17 protein-coding genes are annotated in these 19039 nt (G+C 73.7%); 2 read left to right on the top strand and 15 right to left on the bottom strand.

Annotated features, from left to right (window positions below; all coding sequences use genetic code 11):
• Positions 1-46: 46 nt before the first annotated feature.
• From AB0B20_RS02155 to AB0B20_RS02130, 6 genes are all read right to left on the bottom strand, one after another.
• On the bottom strand, positions 47-1597 hold the full coding sequence (locus AB0B20_RS02155) for a S1 family peptidase (RefSeq protein ID WP_357382500.1): 1551 nt from the start codon (positions 1595-1597) through the stop codon (positions 47-49).
• A gap of 174 nt (positions 1598-1771) precedes the next feature.
• Positions 1772-3460, bottom strand: coding sequence for a ribonuclease J (locus AB0B20_RS02150; protein ID WP_120571099.1), 1689 nt, complete (start codon positions 3458-3460; stop codon positions 1772-1774).
• 51 nt (positions 3461-3511) lie between these two features.
• A complete protein-coding gene (gene dapA / locus AB0B20_RS02145) occupies positions 3512-4438 on the bottom strand; it encodes a 4-hydroxy-tetrahydrodipicolinate synthase (RefSeq protein WP_357382496.1) in 927 nt (308 codons plus the stop codon).
• A gap of 52 nt (positions 4439-4490) precedes the next feature.
• Positions 4491-5228 carry an FAD-dependent thymidylate synthase gene (gene thyX / locus AB0B20_RS02140; protein ID WP_357382768.1) on the bottom strand — a complete coding sequence of 246 codons (738 nt, stop codon included), beginning with the start codon at positions 5226-5228 and terminating at the stop codon, positions 4491-4493.
• 124 nt (positions 5229-5352) lie between these two features.
• Positions 5353-5958, bottom strand: a complete 606-nt coding sequence (locus tag AB0B20_RS02135) for a DUF2752 domain-containing protein (RefSeq protein WP_357382494.1) — start codon at positions 5956-5958, stop codon at positions 5353-5355.
• Positions 5948-7177, bottom strand: a complete 1230-nt coding sequence (locus AB0B20_RS02130) for a crosslink repair DNA glycosylase YcaQ family protein (protein WP_357382492.1) — start codon at positions 7175-7177, stop codon at positions 5948-5950. Before AB0B20_RS02130 ends, AB0B20_RS02135 begins: the two co-directional genes overlap by 11 nt.
• A gap of 95 nt (positions 7178-7272) precedes the next feature.
• On the opposite strand from AB0B20_RS02130, the gene AB0B20_RS02125 reads away from it, so the two are divergent.
• Entirely contained in the window at positions 7273-7818 is a 546-nt protein-coding gene (locus AB0B20_RS02125) for a GNAT family N-acetyltransferase (RefSeq protein ID WP_357467382.1), read from the top strand.
• Here the strand turns inward: AB0B20_RS02125 and AB0B20_RS02120 are convergent.
• Positions 7723-9027, bottom strand: coding sequence for a glycosyltransferase family 87 protein (locus AB0B20_RS02120; protein WP_357467378.1), 1305 nt, complete (start codon positions 9025-9027; stop codon positions 7723-7725). The genes AB0B20_RS02125 and AB0B20_RS02120 overlap by 96 nt on opposite strands.
• A 35-nt stretch (positions 9028-9062) precedes the next feature.
• On the opposite strand from AB0B20_RS02120, the gene AB0B20_RS02115 reads away from it, so the two are divergent.
• Positions 9063-9641 (top strand): GNAT family N-acetyltransferase, encoded by a 579-nt coding sequence (locus AB0B20_RS02115; protein ID WP_357382486.1) that lies wholly within the window; start codon positions 9063-9065, stop codon positions 9639-9641.
• A 113-nt stretch (positions 9642-9754) separates the two neighbouring features.
• On the opposite strand, the gene AB0B20_RS02110 is transcribed toward AB0B20_RS02115, so the two are convergent.
• The 8 genes from AB0B20_RS02110 to AB0B20_RS02075 all read right to left on the bottom strand — a co-directional run bounded on the left by AB0B20_RS02110 (position 9755) and on the right by AB0B20_RS02075 (position 18945).
• On the bottom strand, positions 9755-10222 hold the full coding sequence (locus AB0B20_RS02110; protein WP_357382484.1) for a GNAT family N-acetyltransferase: 468 nt from the start codon (positions 10220-10222) through the stop codon (positions 9755-9757).
• A 73-nt stretch (positions 10223-10295) separates the two neighbouring features.
• Positions 10296-11057: a 4-hydroxy-tetrahydrodipicolinate reductase gene (gene dapB / locus AB0B20_RS02105; protein WP_357382482.1), complete on the bottom strand. Its 762-nt coding sequence runs from the start codon at positions 11055-11057 to the stop codon at positions 10296-10298.
• Positions 11058-11111: 54 nt separating this feature from the next.
• A complete protein-coding gene (locus AB0B20_RS02100; protein ID WP_357382479.1) occupies positions 11112-12452 on the bottom strand; it encodes a pitrilysin family protein in 1341 nt (446 codons plus the stop codon).
• 154 nt (positions 12453-12606) lie between these two features.
• Positions 12607-14970 (bottom strand): polyribonucleotide nucleotidyltransferase, encoded by a 2364-nt coding sequence (locus AB0B20_RS02095; protein WP_357382477.1) that lies wholly within the window; start codon positions 14968-14970, stop codon positions 12607-12609.
• A gap of 220 nt (positions 14971-15190) precedes the next feature.
• On the bottom strand, positions 15191-15460 hold the full coding sequence (gene rpsO, locus AB0B20_RS02090; protein ID WP_013284678.1) for a 30S ribosomal protein S15: 270 nt from the start codon (positions 15458-15460) through the stop codon (positions 15191-15193).
• 181 nt (positions 15461-15641) lie between these two features.
• The gene (locus AB0B20_RS02085; protein WP_357382475.1) at positions 15642-16568 is read right to left on the bottom strand and encodes a bifunctional riboflavin kinase/FAD synthetase; all 927 of its coding nucleotides are present in this window, start codon (positions 16566-16568) and stop codon (positions 15642-15644) included.
• Positions 16569-16599: 31 nt separating this feature from the next.
• Positions 16600-17484 carry a tRNA pseudouridine(55) synthase TruB gene (gene truB, locus AB0B20_RS02080; protein ID WP_357382473.1) on the bottom strand — a complete coding sequence of 295 codons (885 nt, stop codon included), beginning with the start codon at positions 17482-17484 and terminating at the stop codon, positions 16600-16602.
• A gap of 138 nt (positions 17485-17622) precedes the next feature.
• Positions 17623-18945, bottom strand: coding sequence for an MATE family efflux transporter (locus AB0B20_RS02075; RefSeq protein ID WP_357467374.1), 1323 nt, complete (start codon positions 18943-18945; stop codon positions 17623-17625).
• Positions 18946-19039 lie beyond the last annotated feature (94 nt).

Here is a 19039-nt window from a genome sequence, read left to right as displayed (position 1 = left end):
GACCACAGGGCGGTGGTGGGCGGGGGCCGCGGTCTGGGTGCGGCGGTCAGCGGGCGGAGAACGCCAGCGTGTACTCGCCGGAGCCGGACAACCCGACGACGCGGTACCGGTAGGCGCCGGCAGGGGTCTCGGCGGTCAGCCGGGCCGCGCCGTCGGCGGTGGCCGCGCGGGCCACGGTGCGGAACGCGCCGCCGGTGAAGCGTTGCAGTTCCAGCGCCACCCGGGCGCCGTCCGGCGCGGCCAGGCACGCCTCCTGGGTGCCGCCTGACACCCGGAAGAAGCGCCCGTCCGGCTGGATCTGGGTCCGTCCGGCGGCGATCCGGCCGGTCCGGCTGACCTGGCCGGAGCAGTCGGTGTCGCCGGCCGGCGGGGTGGGCTCGGCGGTCACCGGCGGGGTGGTCTCGCCGCCGCCCGCCGGCGGCTGTGTGGGCGCGGGCTGGTCACCGGCGGTGACCAGGGTCAGGTTGTTGCGCTGGAGGATCTCGTTGACCGGCTGGAAGAACGTGGTGCCGCCCCGGGTGCAGTCGCCGGAGCCGCCGGAGGTGACGCCCTGCGCCTGGTCACCGGAGAGCCACGCACCGCCCGAGTCACCCGGCTCGGCGCAGACGTTCGTACGGGTCAGCCCGGTGACAGTCCCCTGGGGGTAGTTGACTGTGGCGTTCTTCGCCTGGATCAGGCCGCAACGGGTGCCGGTGGTGGAGCCGGACCGGCAGATCGACGCGCCGACCGGCGCCTCGGTGGAGCCGTTCACCGCCACCGTGCCGCCGTCGTTGAAGTCGGTCACCACGCCCTGCGGCGTCCAGTCGGCGTTGACGCGGACGAACGCCCAGTCGTCACCGGGGAACGAGGAGGCGGCGAACGTGCCCTGGGCGACCCGGTTGGACCCGGTGGTGCGGTCCCCCGGCTGCCCGCAGTGCCCGGCGGTGACGAACCCGCCGACCACGGAGAAGCCGACCGAGCAGCGGCCCGCGTTGTTGATCAGGTAGGCGTCGCCGCCGCGCACGTCGAACAGCGGACGCGGGGCCTCGTCAGCGGTACGCACCCGGACCATGGCGGCCTTCGATCCGGCGGCGGCGGCGAACCGGCGACCGTCGGCCTCCGCGCCCGGCCGGGCGATCACCACCACCGCGTTGTCGGTGACGTCGACGTACCAGCCGGCCACGTCGGGGCTGGCGTCGTCGCCCGCCGCGTCCAGCCGGGTCTTCACCGCGTCCAGCTCGGCGACCCCCCGGGCGACCCGCTTCGGGACCGCGCCCGCGGCCCGTACCCGCGCCTCGCCGGCCGCGTCGGCCACCGCCACGGTGAGCGTGGCGCCGTCCGCGCTGAGCCAGCTCCCGCCGTACCCGGCGCCGAGTTCCCCGCGCAGCCGGGTGACGGTGCCGGCCGCCCACCGCTCGGTCCGCAGCCGCTTCACCGCCTGGTCGCGGGTCAGCGCGAGGTCGCGGCCCATCGCGTCCAGGACCTCCGGCGCGACGCCGTCGGCCGCCGGGGTGGCCCGCCGGGGTTCCTCACCGGCGAACGAGGGCAGGGTCACCGCCGCCGTCAACCCGGCCGCCGCCACCACTACGCCGATGGCTGTCATCCGTCTGCGGTCCATCCGCCACGCTCCTCCCGACCGGCGCAGGGGCACGCCGGCCGTCGGGAGGTACGGAGACGGACGCCGATCGGATGAGGGTTACCGGAGGGTTTCGACGCGCCGTGTCGGGGCGTACCCGGAAAGCGACGGCGCCGGCCCACCGCGAAGGGTGGACCGGCGCGCGGCGCGGTCGGGTCAGACCTCGACGACGGTCGGGACGATCATGGGCCGACGGCGGTACGCGTCGTTGACCCAGCGTCCCACGGTGCGGCGGACGATCTGCTGGAGCTGGTGCGGGTCGGTGATGCCGTCCGCGGCGGCCCGGTTCAGCGCCTCTGTGACAAGCGGGACCACCGGGTTGAACGCGGCCGGGTCCTCGGAGAAGCCCTTCGCCGAGACGGTCGGCCCGGCGACCACCTTGCCGGTGACCGAGTCGACCACGACAGTCGCGGCGATGAACCCGCCGTCGCCGAGAATCCGGCGCTCGGTGAGCAGCGACTCGCTGACGTCGCCGACGGCGAGACCGTCGACGTAGACGTACCGGCTCTTCACCCGCCCGACCAGGCTGGCGCGGCCCTCGACCAGGTCGACCACGTCGCCGTCCTCGCAGAGCACGACCCGGTCCGGCGCGACGCCGGACTCGATGCCGAGCCGGGCGTGCGCCCGCAGGTGCCGCCACTCGCCGTGCACCGGCATCAGGTTGCTCGGGCGTACGACGTTCAGCAGGTAGAGCAGCTCACCGGCCGGGGCGTGCCCGGAGACGTGCACCTTCGCCACGTCCTTGTGCACCACCACGGCGCCGGCCCGGGCCAGCCGGTTGATCACCCGGTAGACCGAGGTCTCGTTGCCGGGGACCAGCGAGGACGCCAGCACCACGGTGTCGCCGGGCGCGATGGTGATGTGCCGGTGGTCGCCGCTGGCCATCCGGCCCAGCGCGCTCATCGGCTCGCCCTGCGAACCGGTGGACATCAGCACGATCTGCTCGGGCGGCAGGTTCGTGGCCTCCTCGATCCCGACCACCAGGCCGGGCGGGATGTTCAGCAGGCCCAGGTCGCGGGCGATGCCCATGTTGCGGACCATGGACCGGCCGATCAGCGCCACCTTACGGCCGTGCTCGACGGCCGAGTCGAAGACCTGCTGCACCCGGTGCACGTGCGAGGCGAACGAGGCGACGATGATCCGCCCCTTGGCCTTCGCGAAGATCGAGTCGAGGACCGGGCCGATCTCCCGCTCCGGCGTGACGAACCCGGGGATCTCCGCGTTCGTCGAGTCGGACAGCAGCAGGTCGACGCCCTCGGCGCCGAGCCGGGCGAACCCGGCCAGGTCGGTGATCCGCCCGTCCAGCGGAAGCTGGTCCATCTTGAAGTCGCCGGTGTGCAGCACCAGGCCGGCCGGGGTACGGATGGCCACCGCGAGCGCGTCCGGGATCGAGTGGTTCACCGCGAAGAACTCGCACTCGAACGGGCCCAGCCGTTCCCGGCCGCCCTCCCGCACGGTCAGCGTGTACGGCTGGATCCGCCGCTCGGCCAGCTTCGCCTCGACCAGCGCGAGCGTGAACTGGGAACCGACCAGCGGGATGTCCGGCTTGTGGGCGAGCAGGTACGGCACCGCGCCGATGTGGTCCTCGTGGCCGTGCGTGAGCACGATCGCCTGCACGTCGGCCAGCCGGTCCAGGATCGGGCCGAAGTCGGGCAGGATCAGGTCCACGCCCGGCTGCTCGACGTCGGGGAACAGCACCCCGCAGTCGACGATGAGCAGCTTGCCATCGTACTCGAAGACGGTCATGTTCCGGCCGATGGCGCCGAGTCCGCCGAGCGGGATGATCCGCAGGCCGCCCTCGGGCAGCGGCGGGGGCAGCTCACCCTCGATGTGCGCCTCGGTCACGCGTCACCTCATTCTGCGACGCCGTCGCGCGGCGTCCGTCGTGTCGTTTGTTCATTCGGGCAGGGGCAGGCCCGCGGCGGCGCAGTCGGCGCGCAGCTGGGCCAGTTCGTCACCGGTGGCGTCGACGAGCGGCGACCGCACCGGACCGGCCGGGCGGCCCTGCGCCGCCAGGCCCGCCTTGACCAGGATCGTGCCCTGGGTGCGGAAGATGCCGGTGTAGAGCGGCAGCAACTGCCGGTGCAGGGTGAGCGCCCGGGCGTTGTCGCCCGCCTCGAACGCCTCGATCATCTGCTTGGTCAGCGCGCCGGTGAAGTGGGTGGAGGTGCCGACCACGCCGACCGCGCCGACCGACAGCATCGGCAGGGTCAGCGCGTCCTCGCCGCTGTAGTAGGCCAGGTCCGTGCGGCTGAGCACCTCCGAGGTGGCGAACAGGTCGCCCTTGGCGTCCTTCACCGCGACGATCCGGCCGTGCTCGGCCAGCTTCACCAGCGTCTCGGTGGCGATCGCCACACCCGCGCGGTGCGGGATGTCGTAGAGCATGACCGGCAGGCCGGTGGCGTCCGCGACGGTGGTGAAGTGACTCAGCAGCCCGGCCTGCGGCGGCTTGTTGTAGTACGGCGTGACCACCAGCAGGCCGTGCGCGCCGGCCTTCTCGGCCTGCGCGGCCAGCTCGACCGTGTGCCTGGTGTCGTTGGTGCCCACCCCGGCGACGATCCGGGCCCGGTCACCGACCGCCTCGACCACCGCGCGGATCAGCGACTCCTTCTCCGCCTCCGTGGTGGTCGGCGACTCGCCGGTGGTGCCGTTCAGGACCAGCGCGTCGTTGCCCTGCTCGTCGACGAGGTATTCGGCCAGCCGGGCGGCGCCGTCGAGATCCAGGCCGCCGTCCGGCGTGAACGGGGTCACCATGGCCGTCATCACTCGCCCGAACGGGCGCGACGCGCCCCGGCTCGGGGCGGCGGAGTGGTCGTGCGTCATGCTCACAACCTAGCGGACGGCCGCCGGTGGCCCGGCGGCGAAGGGCGACGAGTCACTCGGCGTGCGGCGACGCTGCCACCTCGGTGCCGTCGGGCAGGGTGGAGATCTCGAAGTCGGCGAAGACGTTCGGCGCGACACCCTTGAGCTGGCGCAGGCACTCCACGGCCAGCTCGCGGATCTCCACGTCGGCGTGCTCGGTGGCGCGCATCTTCACGAAGTGCCGCCAGGCCCGGTAGTTGCCGGTCACCACGATCCGCGTCTCGGTGGCGTTCGGCAGCACCGCCCGGGCCGCCTGGCGGGCCTGCTTGCGGCGCAGCGTCGGGTTGGGCTCGTCGGTGAAGCGGGCCTCCAGCCCCTCCAGCAACTCGGTGTACGCCCGCACCGCCGCGTCGGTGGCCTCGACGAACCTCTTGTGCAGCTCCGGGTCGTCGGCGATCACCGACGGCTCGACCATCGCCGCGTCCCGCTCGGGCACGTAGCGCTGGGACAGCTGCGAGTAGGAGAAGTGCCGGTGCCGGATCAGCTCGTGCGTGAACGACCGGGAGACGCCGCTGAAGTAGAAGCTCACCGAGCCGTGCTCCAGCACGCTCAGGTGGCCGACCTCGAGGATGTGCGCCAGGTAACCGGCGTTGGTGGCGGTGGCCGGGTTCGGCTTCTTCCAGCTCTGGTAGCAGGCCCGGCCGGCGAACTCGGCGAGCGCCTGCCCGCCGTCGGCGTCGGTGGACCAGGGCACCTCTTCCGGCGCCTGGAACTGGGTCCACGCGATCAACTTGACCTGGGGCTGAACCATCTCCGGCATTCCTGCGACTGTAGTTGGCCCGCGCCCGGCGCGGAAATCGGGCACGCGGCCGGCCAGCGGGCGCTCCGCCCAGGTGTCCAAGATCCCGGACAGCGGAGCGCTCCGGCGGAGAAGGCTAGACGTAGAGCGAGGTGAAGGGAGCCCACGGCAGGTTACGGGCGACCGAGAAGACCGCCCAGGCGGCCAGGAACACGCCGACGACCTTGGGGCTGAACTGCGCCTCGGGCAGCTTCCAGCCGAACGCCCGGTTGCCGGCCCAGGCCACGAAGAGCCAGGTCAGGAACGGCAGCGCGAAGACGAACAGGAAGTGGTGCCGGGCCGCGGCGGGCAGGTCGCCGTGCAGCACGTACCAGAGGGCGCGGGTGCCGCCGCAGCCCGGGCAGTCCAGCCCGGTGGTGAGCTTGAGCAGGCAGGACGGCGGGGCGTCCGGGTCGCTGCGGGTCGGGTCGCTGATCATCGCGTACGCGATGCCGACGCCGACACAGCCGAGCGCGGCGAGCGGCACCGCCCAGCGCGGGGCGCGGGCGTGCAGGCGCAGCACCATCCGGGTGAACCGGTCGGTCTCGACCGGCTGGTACGCCACCGGGTAGGGCCACGACCCGTCGGGAGCCTGCGGCCCGTGCGGGTACGACAGGTGCGGGTGCGGCTCGGTGTCCGGGCGCGTGTGCGGGTCGGTCGCGGTGGCAGGCCGGTCAACGCTCGTCACGCGCTCACCGTACACCCGCCACGCCCACCAGCGCGGCGGCCAGCGGCCCCGCCAGGTCGCCCGCGACGGGCGGGGCGACCGCGTCCAGGCCGAGCCAGCCGGCCAGCCGGTACAGCTCGGCGGCGAGCGCCACGGCGGTCTCCCCCGGATCGGCGCCCGGCTCGACCCAGGCTGCGGGCACCAGCAGCACCCCGGCCTTCCGGTCGGCCTTGAGGTCGACCCGGGCGGTGAAGCGCTCGCCCTGGCGGAACGGCAGCACGTAGTAGCCGTAGACCCGCTGGGGCGCCGGCACGTAGATCTCGATCCGGTAGGTGAAGCCGAACAGCCGCTCGGTGCGCGCCCGCTCCCAGACCAGCGGGTCGAACGGGCTCACCAGCGTGTTGCCGCGGACCCAGCGGGGCAGCCGCGCGTCGGCGTGCAGGTAGGCCTGATGCCGCCAGCCCTGCACCGTGACCGGGGTCAGCTCGCCCGCCTCGACCAGCTCGGCCACCGCCCGCCGCGCCCCGGCGACCGGCAGCCGGAAGTAGTCGCGCAGCTCCGGCTCGGCGGCCACGCCGAGCGAGCGGGCGGCCATCAACACGAGCGTGCGGTGTGCCTCGGCGTCGGCCGGGGTGGGCGCGTCCAGCACGGCGGCCGGCAGCACCCGCTCGGGCAGGTCGTAGCGGCGGGCGAACGAGTTGGTGCGGTCGGCGGCGGTGACCTCGCCGGCCCAGAACAGGAACTCCAGCGCCCGCTTCACCGCCGACCAGTTCCAGCCCCAGTTGCCGGTCTCCCGGGGCGCGTCGTGCTCGATCTCGGCGGCGGTCAGCGGACCCCGGGCGGCCACCTCGTCGCGGACCCAGGCGACCAGCTCGGGCTGCTCCTGCGCGATCCGGCGCATCCCGCCCCACGCGTCGTCGCGAGCCTTCGCCATTCGCCAGCGCAGCACCGGGTGCAGCCCGACCGGCACCAGCGAGGCCTCGTGCGCCCAGTATTCGAACAGCTCGCGGGGGCTGCGGTAGGCGGCGGAGTCGAGCAGGGCCGTCGGGTAGGGCCCGAGACGGCTGTAGAGCGGCAGGTAGTGCGCCCGCTGGAGCACGTTCACCGAGTCCATCTGGATCAGCCCGACCCGGTCGAGGACCCGGCGCAGGTGCCGCCGGGTGGGCACGCCGGTGGGCGCCGGGTCGGCGAAGCCCTGGGCGGCCAGGGCGATCCGGCGGGCCTGGGCAAGGGAGAGCGATTCCGGTGCGGCCATCGTCGGCGACCCTAATCCAGACCTCCGACACGACGGGTCCAGGTCGCCGGGAGCGGCGGCTGGACCGATCGCCCGTCGGGGCATAGAACGGACAGGTGCTCACCATCCGCCGGGAGGAACCGGACGACGCCGAGGCGGTCGCCCGGGTGCACGTCCACGGCTGGCAGGCCGGTTACGCCGGGATCATGCCCGCGGAGGTGCTGAACCGGCTGAACCCCCGCGCCTGGGCGCAGCGCCGGCGCGACCTCGGCACCGCCGACCCGGAGCACCCGTTCACCACGCTGGTCGCCGAGGACGACGGGGTGGTCGTCGGGTTCACCACGTTCGGGCCGTACCGGAACAACCAGGACCGCGGCGACCTCGACCCGGCGCACGGCGAACTGGTGGCCATCTACCTGGAGCCGGCGCACTGGGGCTCGGGGGCCGCCCGGACGCTGCTCGCGGCGGCCCGCGACGGCCTGGCCGAGCGCGGCTGGACCGGGTACCGGCTGTGGGTGCTGGCCGACAACGCCCGGGCCCGCCGCTTCTACGAGCGGGCCGGGCACTCACCTGACGGGGAGGAGTCCACCTACGCGGTGCCGTTGCACGGTGGACGCGCCCCGGTCCTGCTCCGCGAGCTGCGGTACACCGCCGGAGGCTGACCCGGCCGGGACGTCCACGCCGTGCCGCTCACCGCCGGCCGGTGTGAGCCAGCGGCGAATCGGCAGCCCCAGCAGCAGCGCCAGGCTGATCCACACGTACGTGTTGCTGCCGAGGAACCCGTCCACGCCGGAGAAGTCCTTCTCCCAGGACCAGACGATCCGGCTGCACAGGAGCGCGTACCCGATAAGCGCGGCGGCCAGCAGCAGACGGCGCGGGCGGCTGCGCGCGGGCGCCGCCATGCCGTTGTCGACCAGCAGGATCAGACCCGGCAGCAGCCAGACCAGGTGATGCACCCAGGTCACCGGGCTGACCAGGCACATCACCGCGCCGGTGAGGGCCAGGCCGGTGGCCTCGTCGCCGGCGGCCACCGCCGCCCGCGACCGCCACGCCCACACCACGAGCGTCAGGAGTACGAGCACCAGCCACGCGATCGTGCTGGGGTGCTGCGGGTCGAGCCGGGCCACCACCCCGCGCAGCGACTGGTTGGAGACGAACGCCAGCTCACCGACCCGGTCGGTGTTCCACAGCGCCTCGGTCCAGAACTCGCGGGAGGCGTCGGGGAACAGCCCGGCCGCCACCAGCGTGGCCACGGCGGCCGTGCCGACTGTCGTCAACGCGGCCCGCCAGCGGCCGGTGACCAGCAGGTAGACGATGAAGATGCCGGGCGTCAGCTTGATCGCGGTGGCCAGGCCGATGCCCACACCCGCCCAGCGGCTGCGCGCCGGCAGCAGCCACAGCAGGTCCACCGCCACCAGGAACAGCAGCAGCATGTTGACCTGACCGAAGTTGACCGTCTCGCGCATCGGCTCGTACGCGGCGGCCAGGCAGAGCGCGACCGCGAGCGCGAACCAGCGGGTCCAGCCGGACCGGCGGGCCACCGGGTCCAGCAGCCGCCAGATCACCACGGCGCTGGCCAGCACCGTCGCGGTCACGCTGACCGTGATCGCCGCGATCCACGGCAGGTACGCCATGGGCAGCATCACCAGCGCGGCGAACGGCGGATAGGTGAAGCCGTACTGGGTGCCGGGGCGCAGGAAGTCGTAGATCTCCCCACCGTCACGAGCCCAGAAAGTCAATGCGCCGTAGTAGACCTGGAGGTCGAAGAAGCCGTGCCGGACCGCCGCCACGGAGAGGAACACGGTGACCGCCGCGGCGAGCGCCGCCACGGCGACGACCTGCGTGATCGTCCGCCCGGCACCCTGCGCCACAGTCACCCTCCTCGCCCTGCGTAGGCTCACGTGCCATGGCTGCAGGCTACGTCCGGCCCGCGCGTCCCGAGGACGCCGGCGAGATCGCACGCATCCAGCTCGCGACCTGGCGGGTCGCGTACCGCCGGATCCTGCCACGGCACGTGCTCGACAACCTCGACGAGGCGTACCTCGCGCGGCGGTGGAGCGCGGCGGTGCAGGAGCCGCCCTCGGGCGCGCACCGGGTGCTGGTCGCCGTCGAACAGGCGGCGCAATCCTATCTGGTGGGGTTCGTCGCCTCCGGTCCGGCCGATGCCGACGCGCTCGCCCCGGACGAGCCGGCCGAGGCGCTCGGCTCGGGCGTCGCGGCGGTGACCGACCTGCTGGTCGAGCCCCGGTGGGGGCGGCGCGGGCACGGCAGCCGGCTGCTCGCCTCGGCCGTGGAGCACTGGCGGGAGGACGGGCTGACCCGGGCGGTGGCGTGGGCGTTCGACGCCGACGCGGCGACCCGCGACTTCCTCGGCTCGACCGGCTGGGAGCCGGACGGCGCGACCCGCGCGCTGGACGTGGACGACATGCTGGTCCCCCAGCTCCGCTTCCACGTGGCGACCGCGGAGGAAGACCCGACCGCGTAGCGATGAGTTCCGCTCGTCTCGCCGGTCCACCCTCACGTGGTGGGCCGGCGGTCCCGGCACGGGGCAGGACCGCCGTCACCCCCGCCCGCACGCGGGCGAGCCCGGGTGACGGGTCAGGCCGGGCGGAGTTCGGCCACCAGCTCGTCGTCCTCGAACGCGCCCGTGGGGCGGAACCCCAGGGCCGTGTAGAGGGCGGCGGCGGGCCTGTTGTCGGGGTGGTAGCTCAGGCGGATCGGCTCGCCCGCCTCGGCGAGCCAGCCGGTGAGCGTCCGCACCGTGGCACCGCCCAGCCCCCGGCCCTGCTCGGCGGCGTCGATCACCATGCCGCCGATCCAGCGCGACCCGTCGTCGTCCACGCCCCACATGACGTGGCCGACGACCGTCTCGTCGGCGTAGACCGCGAGCGAGTTCCAGACGTCCGAGCGCTCGGTCAGCAGCAGGTAGCGGGCGGCGAGCGCGGCCACGAAGGCACGCTGGTCGTCGCGCGGCGCGACGTCCGCCACGGCCCGCCAGTTGTCGTCGTCCACCGGCCGCAGCGTCACCCGGCGGCCGGTGCGGTCGGAGTGTCCGGAATCGATCATGGACGCAGCCTAGGCTGGTGGCCCCGACCAGGCAAAACGGTTTACCGCAGCGGGCCGGGGCACGCGCGGCGGGTCAGTCGAGCAGGGCGTCCAGGCCGACCGTCAGGCCGGGCCGGCGACCCACCTCCCGGACCGCGAGCAGCACGCCGGGCATGAACGACACCCGGTCGTACGAGTCGTGCCGGATGGTCAGCGTCTCGCCCGTGGTGCCGAACAGCACCTCCTGGTGGGCGACCAGGCCGGTGGCGCGTACCGCGTGCACGCGTACCCCGTCGATGTCGGCGCCCCGCGCACCCGCCACCTCGTCGCGGGTGGCGTCCGGCGCGGGCCCCAGGCCGGCGTCGGCGCGGGCGGCGGCGATCAGCCGGGCCGTGTGGGTGGCGGTGCCGCTCGGCGCGTCCAGCTTGCGCGGATGGTGCTGCTCGACGATCTCGACCGACTCGAAGTAGCGGGCGGCGCGCGCGGCGAACTGCATCATCAGCACCGCGCCGATGCCGAAGTTGGGGGCGATCACCACGCCCACGCCGGGACGGCCGGCGAGCCACTCGCGTACCTGGTCGAGCCGCTGCTCGGTGAAGCCGGTGGTGCCGACCACCGCGTGCACGCCGTGCTCGACACACCAGCGCAGGTTGTCCATGACCGCGTCGGGGGTGGTGAAGTCGACGACCACCCCGGCACCCGCCTGCGCCACCGCGTCCAGGTCGTCGCCCTGGTCGACCGCGGCCACCAGTTCCAGGTCCGCCGCGGAGTCGACCGCCTTGCAGACCTCCATGCCCATCCGGCCCCGGGCGCCCAGCACACCGACCCGGGCCACCGTGTTCTGCTGCTCAGTCACGGGCCACAACCTATCCCAGCGCGCGGCGCGCGGGCCGGCGGACCGGTACGGCGCTCAGCCCGTGACCGTGAAGCTGCCGGAGTCGAACGGGCCGACCACGGCGAGGGACATCGGCCGGCCGAGCAGCTCGGCGGCGAGCGTGTTCACGTCCGCGAGCGTCACCGCGTCCACCCGGGCCAGCAGGTCGTCCACCGGCATCAGGTTGCCGTAGAGCAGTTCGCCCTTGGCGAGCCGGCTCATCCGCGAACCGGTGTCCTCCAGCCCGAGCACGAACGAGCCCTTGCTCATCCCCTTGCCCCGGGCCAGTTCCGCCTCGGTGATCCCCTCGGCGGCCACCCGTGCCAGCTCGGCGCGGATCAGGTCCAGCACCTCGTCCACCTTGCCCGGCGCACAGCCGGCGTAGACGGCGAACACGCCGCTGTCGGCGTACTGGCTGGCGTAGGAGTAGACCGAGTACGCCAGCCCTCGCTGCTCCCGGATCTCCTGGAACAGCCGGCTGGACATGCCGCCGCCGAGCACGTTGTTCAGCACGCCGAGGGCGAACCGCCGGTCGTCGGTGCGGTCGATCCCCGGGCAGCCGAGGATGACGTGCGCCTGCTCGGTCTCCTTCGGCTCGACGAGCGTGGCGGCCGGCTTGGTGCGTACCGCCGGGGTGGCCGCCCGGTGCGGCGCCGGCGCGGCCGGGTCGGTGTCCAGCGGGGTGCCCCGCAGCGCCTGCCGGACCAGCTTGACCACTGCGGCGTGGTCGAGGTTGCCGGCGGCGGCGATCACGATCTGCGGGGCGGTGTAGCGGCGGCGGTAGAAGCCCTGGATCTGCCGCCGCGTCATCGGCGTGACCGTCTCCTCGGTGCCGGAGATGAGCCGCCCCAGCGGGTGGTCGCCGTAGACCGCGCGGGCGAACAGGTCGTGCACCTCGTCGCCCGGCTCGTCGTCGTGCATGGCGATCTCTTCGAGGATGACGCCGCGCTCGGTCTCCACGTCGGCGGCGGCCAGCACCGAGTCGGCGACCGCGTCACACATCACGTCGATGGCCAGCGGCAGGTCCTCGTCCAGCACCCGCGCGTAGTAGCAGGTGTATTCCTTCGTGGTGAAGGCGTTCGTCTCGCCGCCCACCGCCTCGATCTCGGCGGAGATATCCAGCGCGCTGCGCTTGTTTGTGCCCTTGAACAGCAGGTGCTCCAGGAAGTGCGCGGCGCCGGCCTGCGAGCCGGTCTCGTCACGCGAGCCGACCGCAACCCAGATGCCGAACGACACGCTGCGCATCGCCGGGATCGCCTCGGTGAGCACCCGCAGCCCGCTGGGCAGCACGGTACGGCGGACGGTGCCGCCGAGCGGGTCGTCGCTGAGCGTGCGGGTGACCGCGCGGGACGCCGAACCCGGCCCGGTCGACGTCACCCCCCGTCCCGTCGAGGCGGCTGACGAACTCACGAGCACCTGCTCTCCGGATGACGAGGAACGGCGGGACGTACGACGGCTCCAGCTCGCGCGGGCGACCTGGAGCCGTGGGCCGGCCCGGGTGACGCGGAGGTCACCCGGGCCGGTCGGTGGATCAGCTGTGCCGGGTCCGGCGACGCGGACGGGACTCGCCGCCGCCCTCGCCACCCTCGGAGCGACCCTCGCCGCCCTCGGAACGGCGCTCCCGGTCACCCCGGTCACGCGGGCCACGGTCGCCGCCGCGGTCCCGGCCGGACGGACGGTCGCCGCCGGCGGCCCCACCCGCGGCCGGCGCCTCGGCGCCCTCCGGGCGGATCTTGTCCAGGTAGATCTTGCCGCGGGCGTCGATGTCCGCGATCTCCACCTCGACCTTGTCGCCGACGTTGAGGAAGTCCTCGACCTTCTCGACCCGCTTGCCGTCGCCGACCTTGGAGATGTGCAGCAGGCCGTCGCGGCCCGGCAGCAGCGAGATGAAGGCGCCGAAGGCGGCGGTCTTCACCACGGTGCCGAGGAACCGCTCGCCGACCTTGGGCAGCGTCGGGTTGGCGATCCCGTTGATCCGCTCGACCGCCGCCTGGGCGGCCGGGCCGTTCGTCGCGCCGACGTAGATCGTGCCGTCGTCCTCGATCGAGATCTCGGCGCCGGTCTCGTCCTGGATCGCGTTGATGGTCTGGCCCTTCGGGCCGATCACCATGCCGATCTTGTCGACCGGGATCTTGACGGTGGTCACCCGCGGCGCGTAGTCCGACATCTCGGCCGGCGCCTCGATGGCCCGCTGCATCACGTCGAGGATGGTCTGCCGGGCCTCGTGCGCCTGCTGCAGCGCGGCGGCCAGCACGTCCGACGGGATGCCGTCCAGCTTGGTGTCGAGCTGGAGCGCGGTGACGAAGTCCCGGGTGCCGGCGACCTTGAAGTCCATGTCGCCGAACGCGTCCTCGGCGCCGAGGATGTCGGTGAGCGTCACGTACTGGGTCTTGCCGTCGACCTCGTCGGAGATGAGGCCCATGGCGATGCCGGCGACCGGCGCCTTCAGCGGCACACCGGCCGAGAGCAGGCCCAGCGTCGAGGCGCAGACCGAACCCATCGAGGTGGAGCCGTTGGAGCCCAGCGCCTCGGAGACCTGCCGGATGGCGTAGGGGAACTCCTCGCGCGAGGGCAGCACCGGGATCAGCGCCCGCTCGGCGAGCGCGCCGTGGCCGATCTCGCGCCGCTTCGGCGAGCCGACCCGGCCGGTCTCACCGGTCGAGTACGGCGGGAAGTTGTAGTTGTGCATGTAGCGCTTGCGGTTCTCCGGGGACAGCGTGTCCACCATCTGCTCCATGCGCAGCATGTTCAGCGTGGTGACGCCCAGGATCTGGGTCTCGCCGCGCTCGAACAGCGCCGAGCCGTGCACCCGCGGCAGCACGCCGACCTCGGCGGTCAGCGGACGGATGTCACGCGGGCCGCGGCCGTCGATGCGGACCTGCTCGCGCAGCACCCGGTTGCGGACCTCGGACTTGGTCAGCGAGCGGAACGCGGCGGAGAGCTCCTTCTCGCGGCCCTCGAACCGGCCGGTCAGCTCCTCGGCGACCTTGGCCTTGATGCGGTCCAGGGCCTCCTCGCGGTCGGCCTTGCCGGCGATCTTCAGCGCCTCGGCGACGTCGGCGCGCGCCACACCGGCCACCGCGTCGTACACGTCGTCCTGGTAGTCCAAGAAGATCGGGAACTCGGCGACCGGCTTGGCGGCCACCTCGGCCAGCTCGCTCTGCGCCCGGCACAGCTCACGGATGGCCGGCTTGGCGGCCTCCAGGCCACTGGCCACGATCTCCTCGGTCGGCGCGGTGGCGCCGCCCGAGATCAGGGCCACGGCGTTCGGGGTGGCCTCGGCCTCGACCATCATGATCGCGACCTCGCCGTCGGCCAGGGTGCGGCCGGCCACGACCATGTCGAAGGTGGCCCGCTCCAGCTCCTCCAGGGTCGGGAAGGCGACCCACTGGCCGTCGACGTTCGCGACCCGGGTCGCGCCGATCGGGCCGGAGAACGGCAGGCCGGAGAGCTTGGTCGACATCGACGCGGCGTTGATCGCCACGACGTCGTACGGGTGCTGCGGGTCGAGCGCGAGGATGGTCTCGACGACCTGGACCTCGTTGCGCAGGCCCTTGACGAACGACGGGCGCAGCGGCCGGTCGATCAGCCGGCAGGTGAGGATGGCGTCCTCGCTGGGCCGGCCCTCGCGGCGGAAGAACGAGCCGGGGATGCGGCCCGCGGCGTACATCCGCTCCTCGACGTCCACGGTCAGCGGGAAGAAGTCGAACGACTCGCGCGGCTGCTTGCCGGCCGTGGTGGCGGAGAGGACGACCGTCTCGCCGAGCTGGGCGACGACGGAGCCGGCGGCCTGGCGGGCCAGACGGCCGGTGGAGAAGGTGATCTCGCGGGTGCCGAAGGCCCCGTTGTCGATCACCGCGGTGCGGGATTCGGTGCCGAGGTTGGTCTCGGTCATGTGCTGTGGTGCTCCTTCGCGTCGTCGGCCGACGACACGGGAACTGCTCAGGCGGCCGGTCTTCGATCGAAGCGCCCGGGATGGCCGGCGTCGTGCCGGGATTCCCGGGGGCCACTACCGGAGACCGGTGCTGACCGGCTCCCTCTTCGGGTGTCGCGCGGCCGGGTTCTTCGGTGGTACCGCAACGGGGGAGCGGCCAGGCGGCCACTCCCCCGTCAGGTCATCGGCGCAGGCCGAGCCGCTCGATGAGCGACCGGTAGCGGTTGATGTCCTTCTTCTGGACGTAGTTCAGCAGCCGGCGGCGCCGGCCGACCAGCAGCAGCAGCCCACGGCGGCTGTGGTGGTCGTGCTTGTGCACCTTCAGGTGCTCGGTGAGCTCCGCGATCCGCTTGGTCAGGACCGCGACCTGCACCTCGGGCGAGCCGGTGTCGCCCTCGGCGGTCGCGTACTCCTGGCGGATCTTGGCCTTGGCTTCCTGGTCGAGCGCCATGTTCTCCCTGTTTCGTGGGTCATTCGATGAGGTCCGGAGCGGTCGTGGTGACCGGTGCAACGGACCGGTTCCTCGCACCCGCGGCGTCGTGCAGGCACGCGAGGCCCCCGTCGGTCAGCCGACGTCTCCGCCAGCCTACCAGCCCTCGCGGCGGACGGCCGGTCAAGGTGGCCCAGGCGGGTCAGAGCACCGCCCGGCGGGTGCGCTCCACGTCCTCGGCGATCTGGGCCACCAGCGGCTCGATCGCGTCGTACGTCCGCTGTTCACGCAGGTGCGCCACGAAGTCCAGGGCCAGCCGCTCGCCGTACAGGTCGCCGGCGAAGTCCAGCGCGTACGCCTCCACCCGCCGCTCCCGCCCGGAGAACGTCGGGTTGGTGCCGATCGACACCGCCGCGGCCAGCGGCTCGCCGTCGCGGCGCACCAGCCGGGCCGCGTACACGCCGTCGGCCGGCACCGCCGCGTACCTGTGGGTCAGCAGGTTGGCCGTCGGGTAACCCAGCTCACGTCCGCGCTGGTCACCACGGACCACCACGCCCTCGACCCGGTGCGGGCGGCCCAGCGCCGCCGCCGCCGCGCCCACGTCGCCCGCGTCGACGCAGGACCTGATGTACGTGGAGGAGAAGACCGTCCCCCGCTCGGCGACCAGCGGCGCCCCCTCGACGGCGAACCCGAAGGTGCTGCCCAGCCGCTCCAGCAGCGGAACGTCGCCCGCGGCCCGGTGCCCGAACCGGAAGTTGTCGCCGACCACCACCAGCGCGGCGTGCAGGTGCTCGACCAGGACGTCGTGCACGAACGCCTCGGGTGGCAGCCGGGAGAACTCGACTGTGAACGGCACCACGCAGAGCACGTCCACGCCGAGCGCCTCGATCAGCTCGGCCTTGCGGGCCGGCTCGGTCAGCACCGCCGGATGCGAGCCGGGGCGCACCACCTCGGCCGGGTGCGGGTCGAACGTCACCACCACCGACTTGACGCCCAGCTCCCGGGCCCGCGCCACGGTGTGCCCGATGGTGGCCTGGTGCCCCCGGTGCACGCCGTCGAAGACGCCGATGGTGACCACCGAGCGGCCCCAGCCGCCGGGTGCCGCCTCGTACCCCCGCCACCGCTGCATGCCGTTCCTCCCCTGTCCGCCCGCGTGCCGTTCAGGCCGGGGCCAGCACGATCTCCGCGCGGGCCCGACCGTCCCGCTCGCTGACGATAGCGATCAACCCGCCCGCCGGGTCGAAGACGGCGTACGGCCCGGTGATCCCGGCCGGCGTCAGCGGCCCGCCGTGGGACAGCACCCGGGCCTCGTCGGCGGTGGCGTCCCGGCGCGGGAAGAACCGCTCGGCGGCGGCGTCAAGCGGCAGGTTCACCACGTCCGGCGCGCGTGCTTCGAGCTGGTCGAGCGTGGCCGCCTCGGCGAGCGTGAACCCGCCCACGGCGGTCCGGCGCAGCGCGGTGAGGTGGCCGCCGACGCCGAGCGCGGCCCCCGCGTCGCGGGCCAGCGCCCGGATGTACGTCCCGGACGAGCAGGTCACGTCCACGTCCACGTCCACCACGTCCGGGGTGTCCCGGCGGATCGCGCGCACCTCCAGCCGGGACACGGTGACGCGCCGGGCGGGCAGGTCGACCGCCTCGCCGTCGCGGACCCGCTTGTACGCCCGCTGTCCGTTGATCTTGATGGCGCTCACCGCGCTCGGCACCTGGTCGATCTCGCCGGTGAGGGCGGCCAGCGCGGCGCGTACCCCGTCGTCGGTGACCGCGCCGGCCGGGGTGGTCGCGACCACCTCGCCCTCGGCGTCGTCGGTGACTGTGGACTGCCCCAGCCGGATCGTCGCGGCGTAGCTCTTGCCGGCGCCGATCACATAGGTGAGCAGCCGGGTCGCCCGCCCCACGCCGATCACCAGGACGCCGGTGGCCATCGGGTCGAGCGTGCCGCCGTGACCGACGCGGCGGGTACGGGCCAGCCGCCGGATGCGGGCCACCACGTCGTGCGACGTCATGCCGCCGGGCTTGTCGACCACGATCAGACCGTCTGTGCTCACGACCGCCAAGCCTGCCAGACGCCGGTGATCGGCCCTGCGGGGGATACCGCCGGCCGCCGGGGCCACCGACGCGGACCGACGCCCTGTACGACCTGGACCGCCCGATCAAGGGCCCCAACCCGTGCTGAGGCCGGGTGGTCAGCGCACCGCGCCGACCACCGCCCACGCGCCCGAGCGCATCCGCAGCAGCAGGCCGGCCAGCCGCAGCACCACGAACAGCGTCAGCCCGGCCCAGATCCCGCCCAGCCCGAGTTCGAACCCGTAGGCCAGCCAGATCGCCGGCAGGAACCCGCCGAACGCGCAGACGATGGTGAGGTTGCGCAGGTAGCGCACGTCGCCCGCGCCGATCAGCACCCCGTCGAGCGCGAACACCACGCCGCCGATCGGCTGGAGCGCGACGAACCAGGGCCAGGCCGTCATGGCCTGCTCGCGTACCTGCGGATCCGAGCTGAACCACGCCGGCACCACGCCGGCGCCGGCGGCGATCAGCACCGCGAAGGCCACGCCGCACAGCCCGCCGAGCAGCGCGACGCGGCGGGCCAGGAACCGCGCGCCGGCCGCGTCGCCGCCGCCGAGCGCGGCGCCGACGAGCGACTGCGCGGCGATGGCCAGGGCGTCGAGCACCAGCACGGTGAAGAACCACAGTTGGACGGCGATCTGGTGCGCGCCCACCGCGGCGGCGCCGAAGCGGGCCGCGACGGCGGTGGCGGACAGGAAGCTGGCCTGGAACGCGACGCCCCGCACGAGCAGGTCCCGGCTGAGCACGAGTTGCTGCCCGATCACCCGGGGCCGGGGACGCAGCGAGACCCGCTCGCGCACCAGCGCCGCCGCGAACAGGACACCGGAGAGCGTCTGCGCGATCGCGTTCGCCACCGCCGAGCCGACCAGGCCGAGCCCGGCCGGATAGACCAGCAGCGGGCAGAGCAGCGCGGAGAGCAGGTTCGGGCCGAGCACGAACAGCAGCGGGCGGCGGGTGTCCTGGATGCCGCGCAGCCAGCCGTTGCCGGCGGCGGCGAGCAGCAGGCCGGGCGCGCCGAGCGCCGCGACCCGCAGCCATCCGGCGGCGGCGTCGGCCACCTCGCCGGGGCCGCCGACGAGGGTACGCGCCAGCGCGCCACCACCGATCCCGATGGCGATCGCCACCAGCACTCCGGTGGCCAGCGCGAGCCACGACGCCTGCACGCCCTCGGCCACCGCGGCGGCCCGGTCCCCCGCACCGAAGCGGCGGGCCGATCGCCCGGTGGTGCCGTACGCGACGACGGTGCCGACCCAGGCGGTGAGCGTCATGACGGTGCCGCCGACGGCGAGCGCGGCCAGCGGCACCCGGCCGAGGTGACCGACCACCGCGGTGTCGACCAGGACGTAGAGCGGCTCGGCGGCCAGCACCACGAGGGCGGGCAGCGCGAGCGCGGCGATCCGCCGGGGTGTGGCGGCGGTGGCGGGGGCGGCGGTCGTGCTCATCGCCGCCGATCCTGGCACGCGCTCAGTAAGGTCCGCAAGCAGGGTGGCTACTTACTGATCGCGGCCAGGAGTCGAGCGGTGTCTCGCTGTCCCG

The sequence above is a fragment of the Micromonospora sp. NPDC049151 genome (assembly GCF_040648395.1).
Classification (GTDB): domain Bacteria; phylum Actinomycetota; class Actinomycetes; order Mycobacteriales; family Micromonosporaceae; genus Micromonospora.
Note: the sequence above shows the minus strand (reverse complement) of the source record. Positions and strands in the feature narration are given on the sequence as shown.

What these genes read in the sequence shown, in the direction of transcription:
- AB0B20_RS02155 (WP_357382500.1), bottom strand. Translation starts at nt 1,597, where the DNA reads ATGGACCGCAGACGGATGACAGCCATCGGCGTAGTGGTGGCGGCGGCC.
- thyX (WP_357382768.1), bottom strand. Translation starts at nt 5,228, where the DNA reads ATGGTTCAGCCCCAGGTCAAGTTGATCGCGTGGACCCAGTTCCAGGCG.
- AB0B20_RS02095 (WP_357382477.1), bottom strand. Translation starts at nt 14,970, where the DNA reads ATGACCGAGACCAACCTCGGCACCGAATCCCGCACCGCGGTGATCGAC.
- AB0B20_RS02130 (WP_357382492.1), bottom strand. Translation starts at nt 7,177, where the DNA reads ATGGCCGCACCGGAATCGCTCTCCCTTGCCCAGGCCCGCCGGATCGCC.
- AB0B20_RS02110 (WP_357382484.1), bottom strand. Translation starts at nt 10,222, where the DNA reads ATGATCGATTCCGGACACTCCGACCGCACCGGCCGCCGGGTGACGCTG.
- AB0B20_RS02085 (WP_357382475.1), bottom strand. Translation starts at nt 16,568, where the DNA reads ATGCAGCGGTGGCGGGGGTACGAGGCGGCACCCGGCGGCTGGGGCCGC.
- dapA (WP_357382496.1), bottom strand. Translation starts at nt 4,438, where the DNA reads ATGACGCACGACCACTCCGCCGCCCCGAGCCGGGGCGCGTCGCGCCCG.
- rpsO (WP_013284678.1), bottom strand. Translation starts at nt 15,460, where the DNA reads ATGGCGCTCGACCAGGAAGCCAAGGCCAAGATCCGCCAGGAGTACGCG.
- AB0B20_RS02075 (WP_357467374.1), bottom strand. Translation starts at nt 18,945, where the DNA reads ATGAGCACGACCGCCGCCCCCGCCACCGCCGCCACACCCCGGCGGATC.
- AB0B20_RS02115 (WP_357382486.1), top strand. Translation starts at nt 9,063, where the DNA reads ATGGCTGCAGGCTACGTCCGGCCCGCGCGTCCCGAGGACGCCGGCGAG.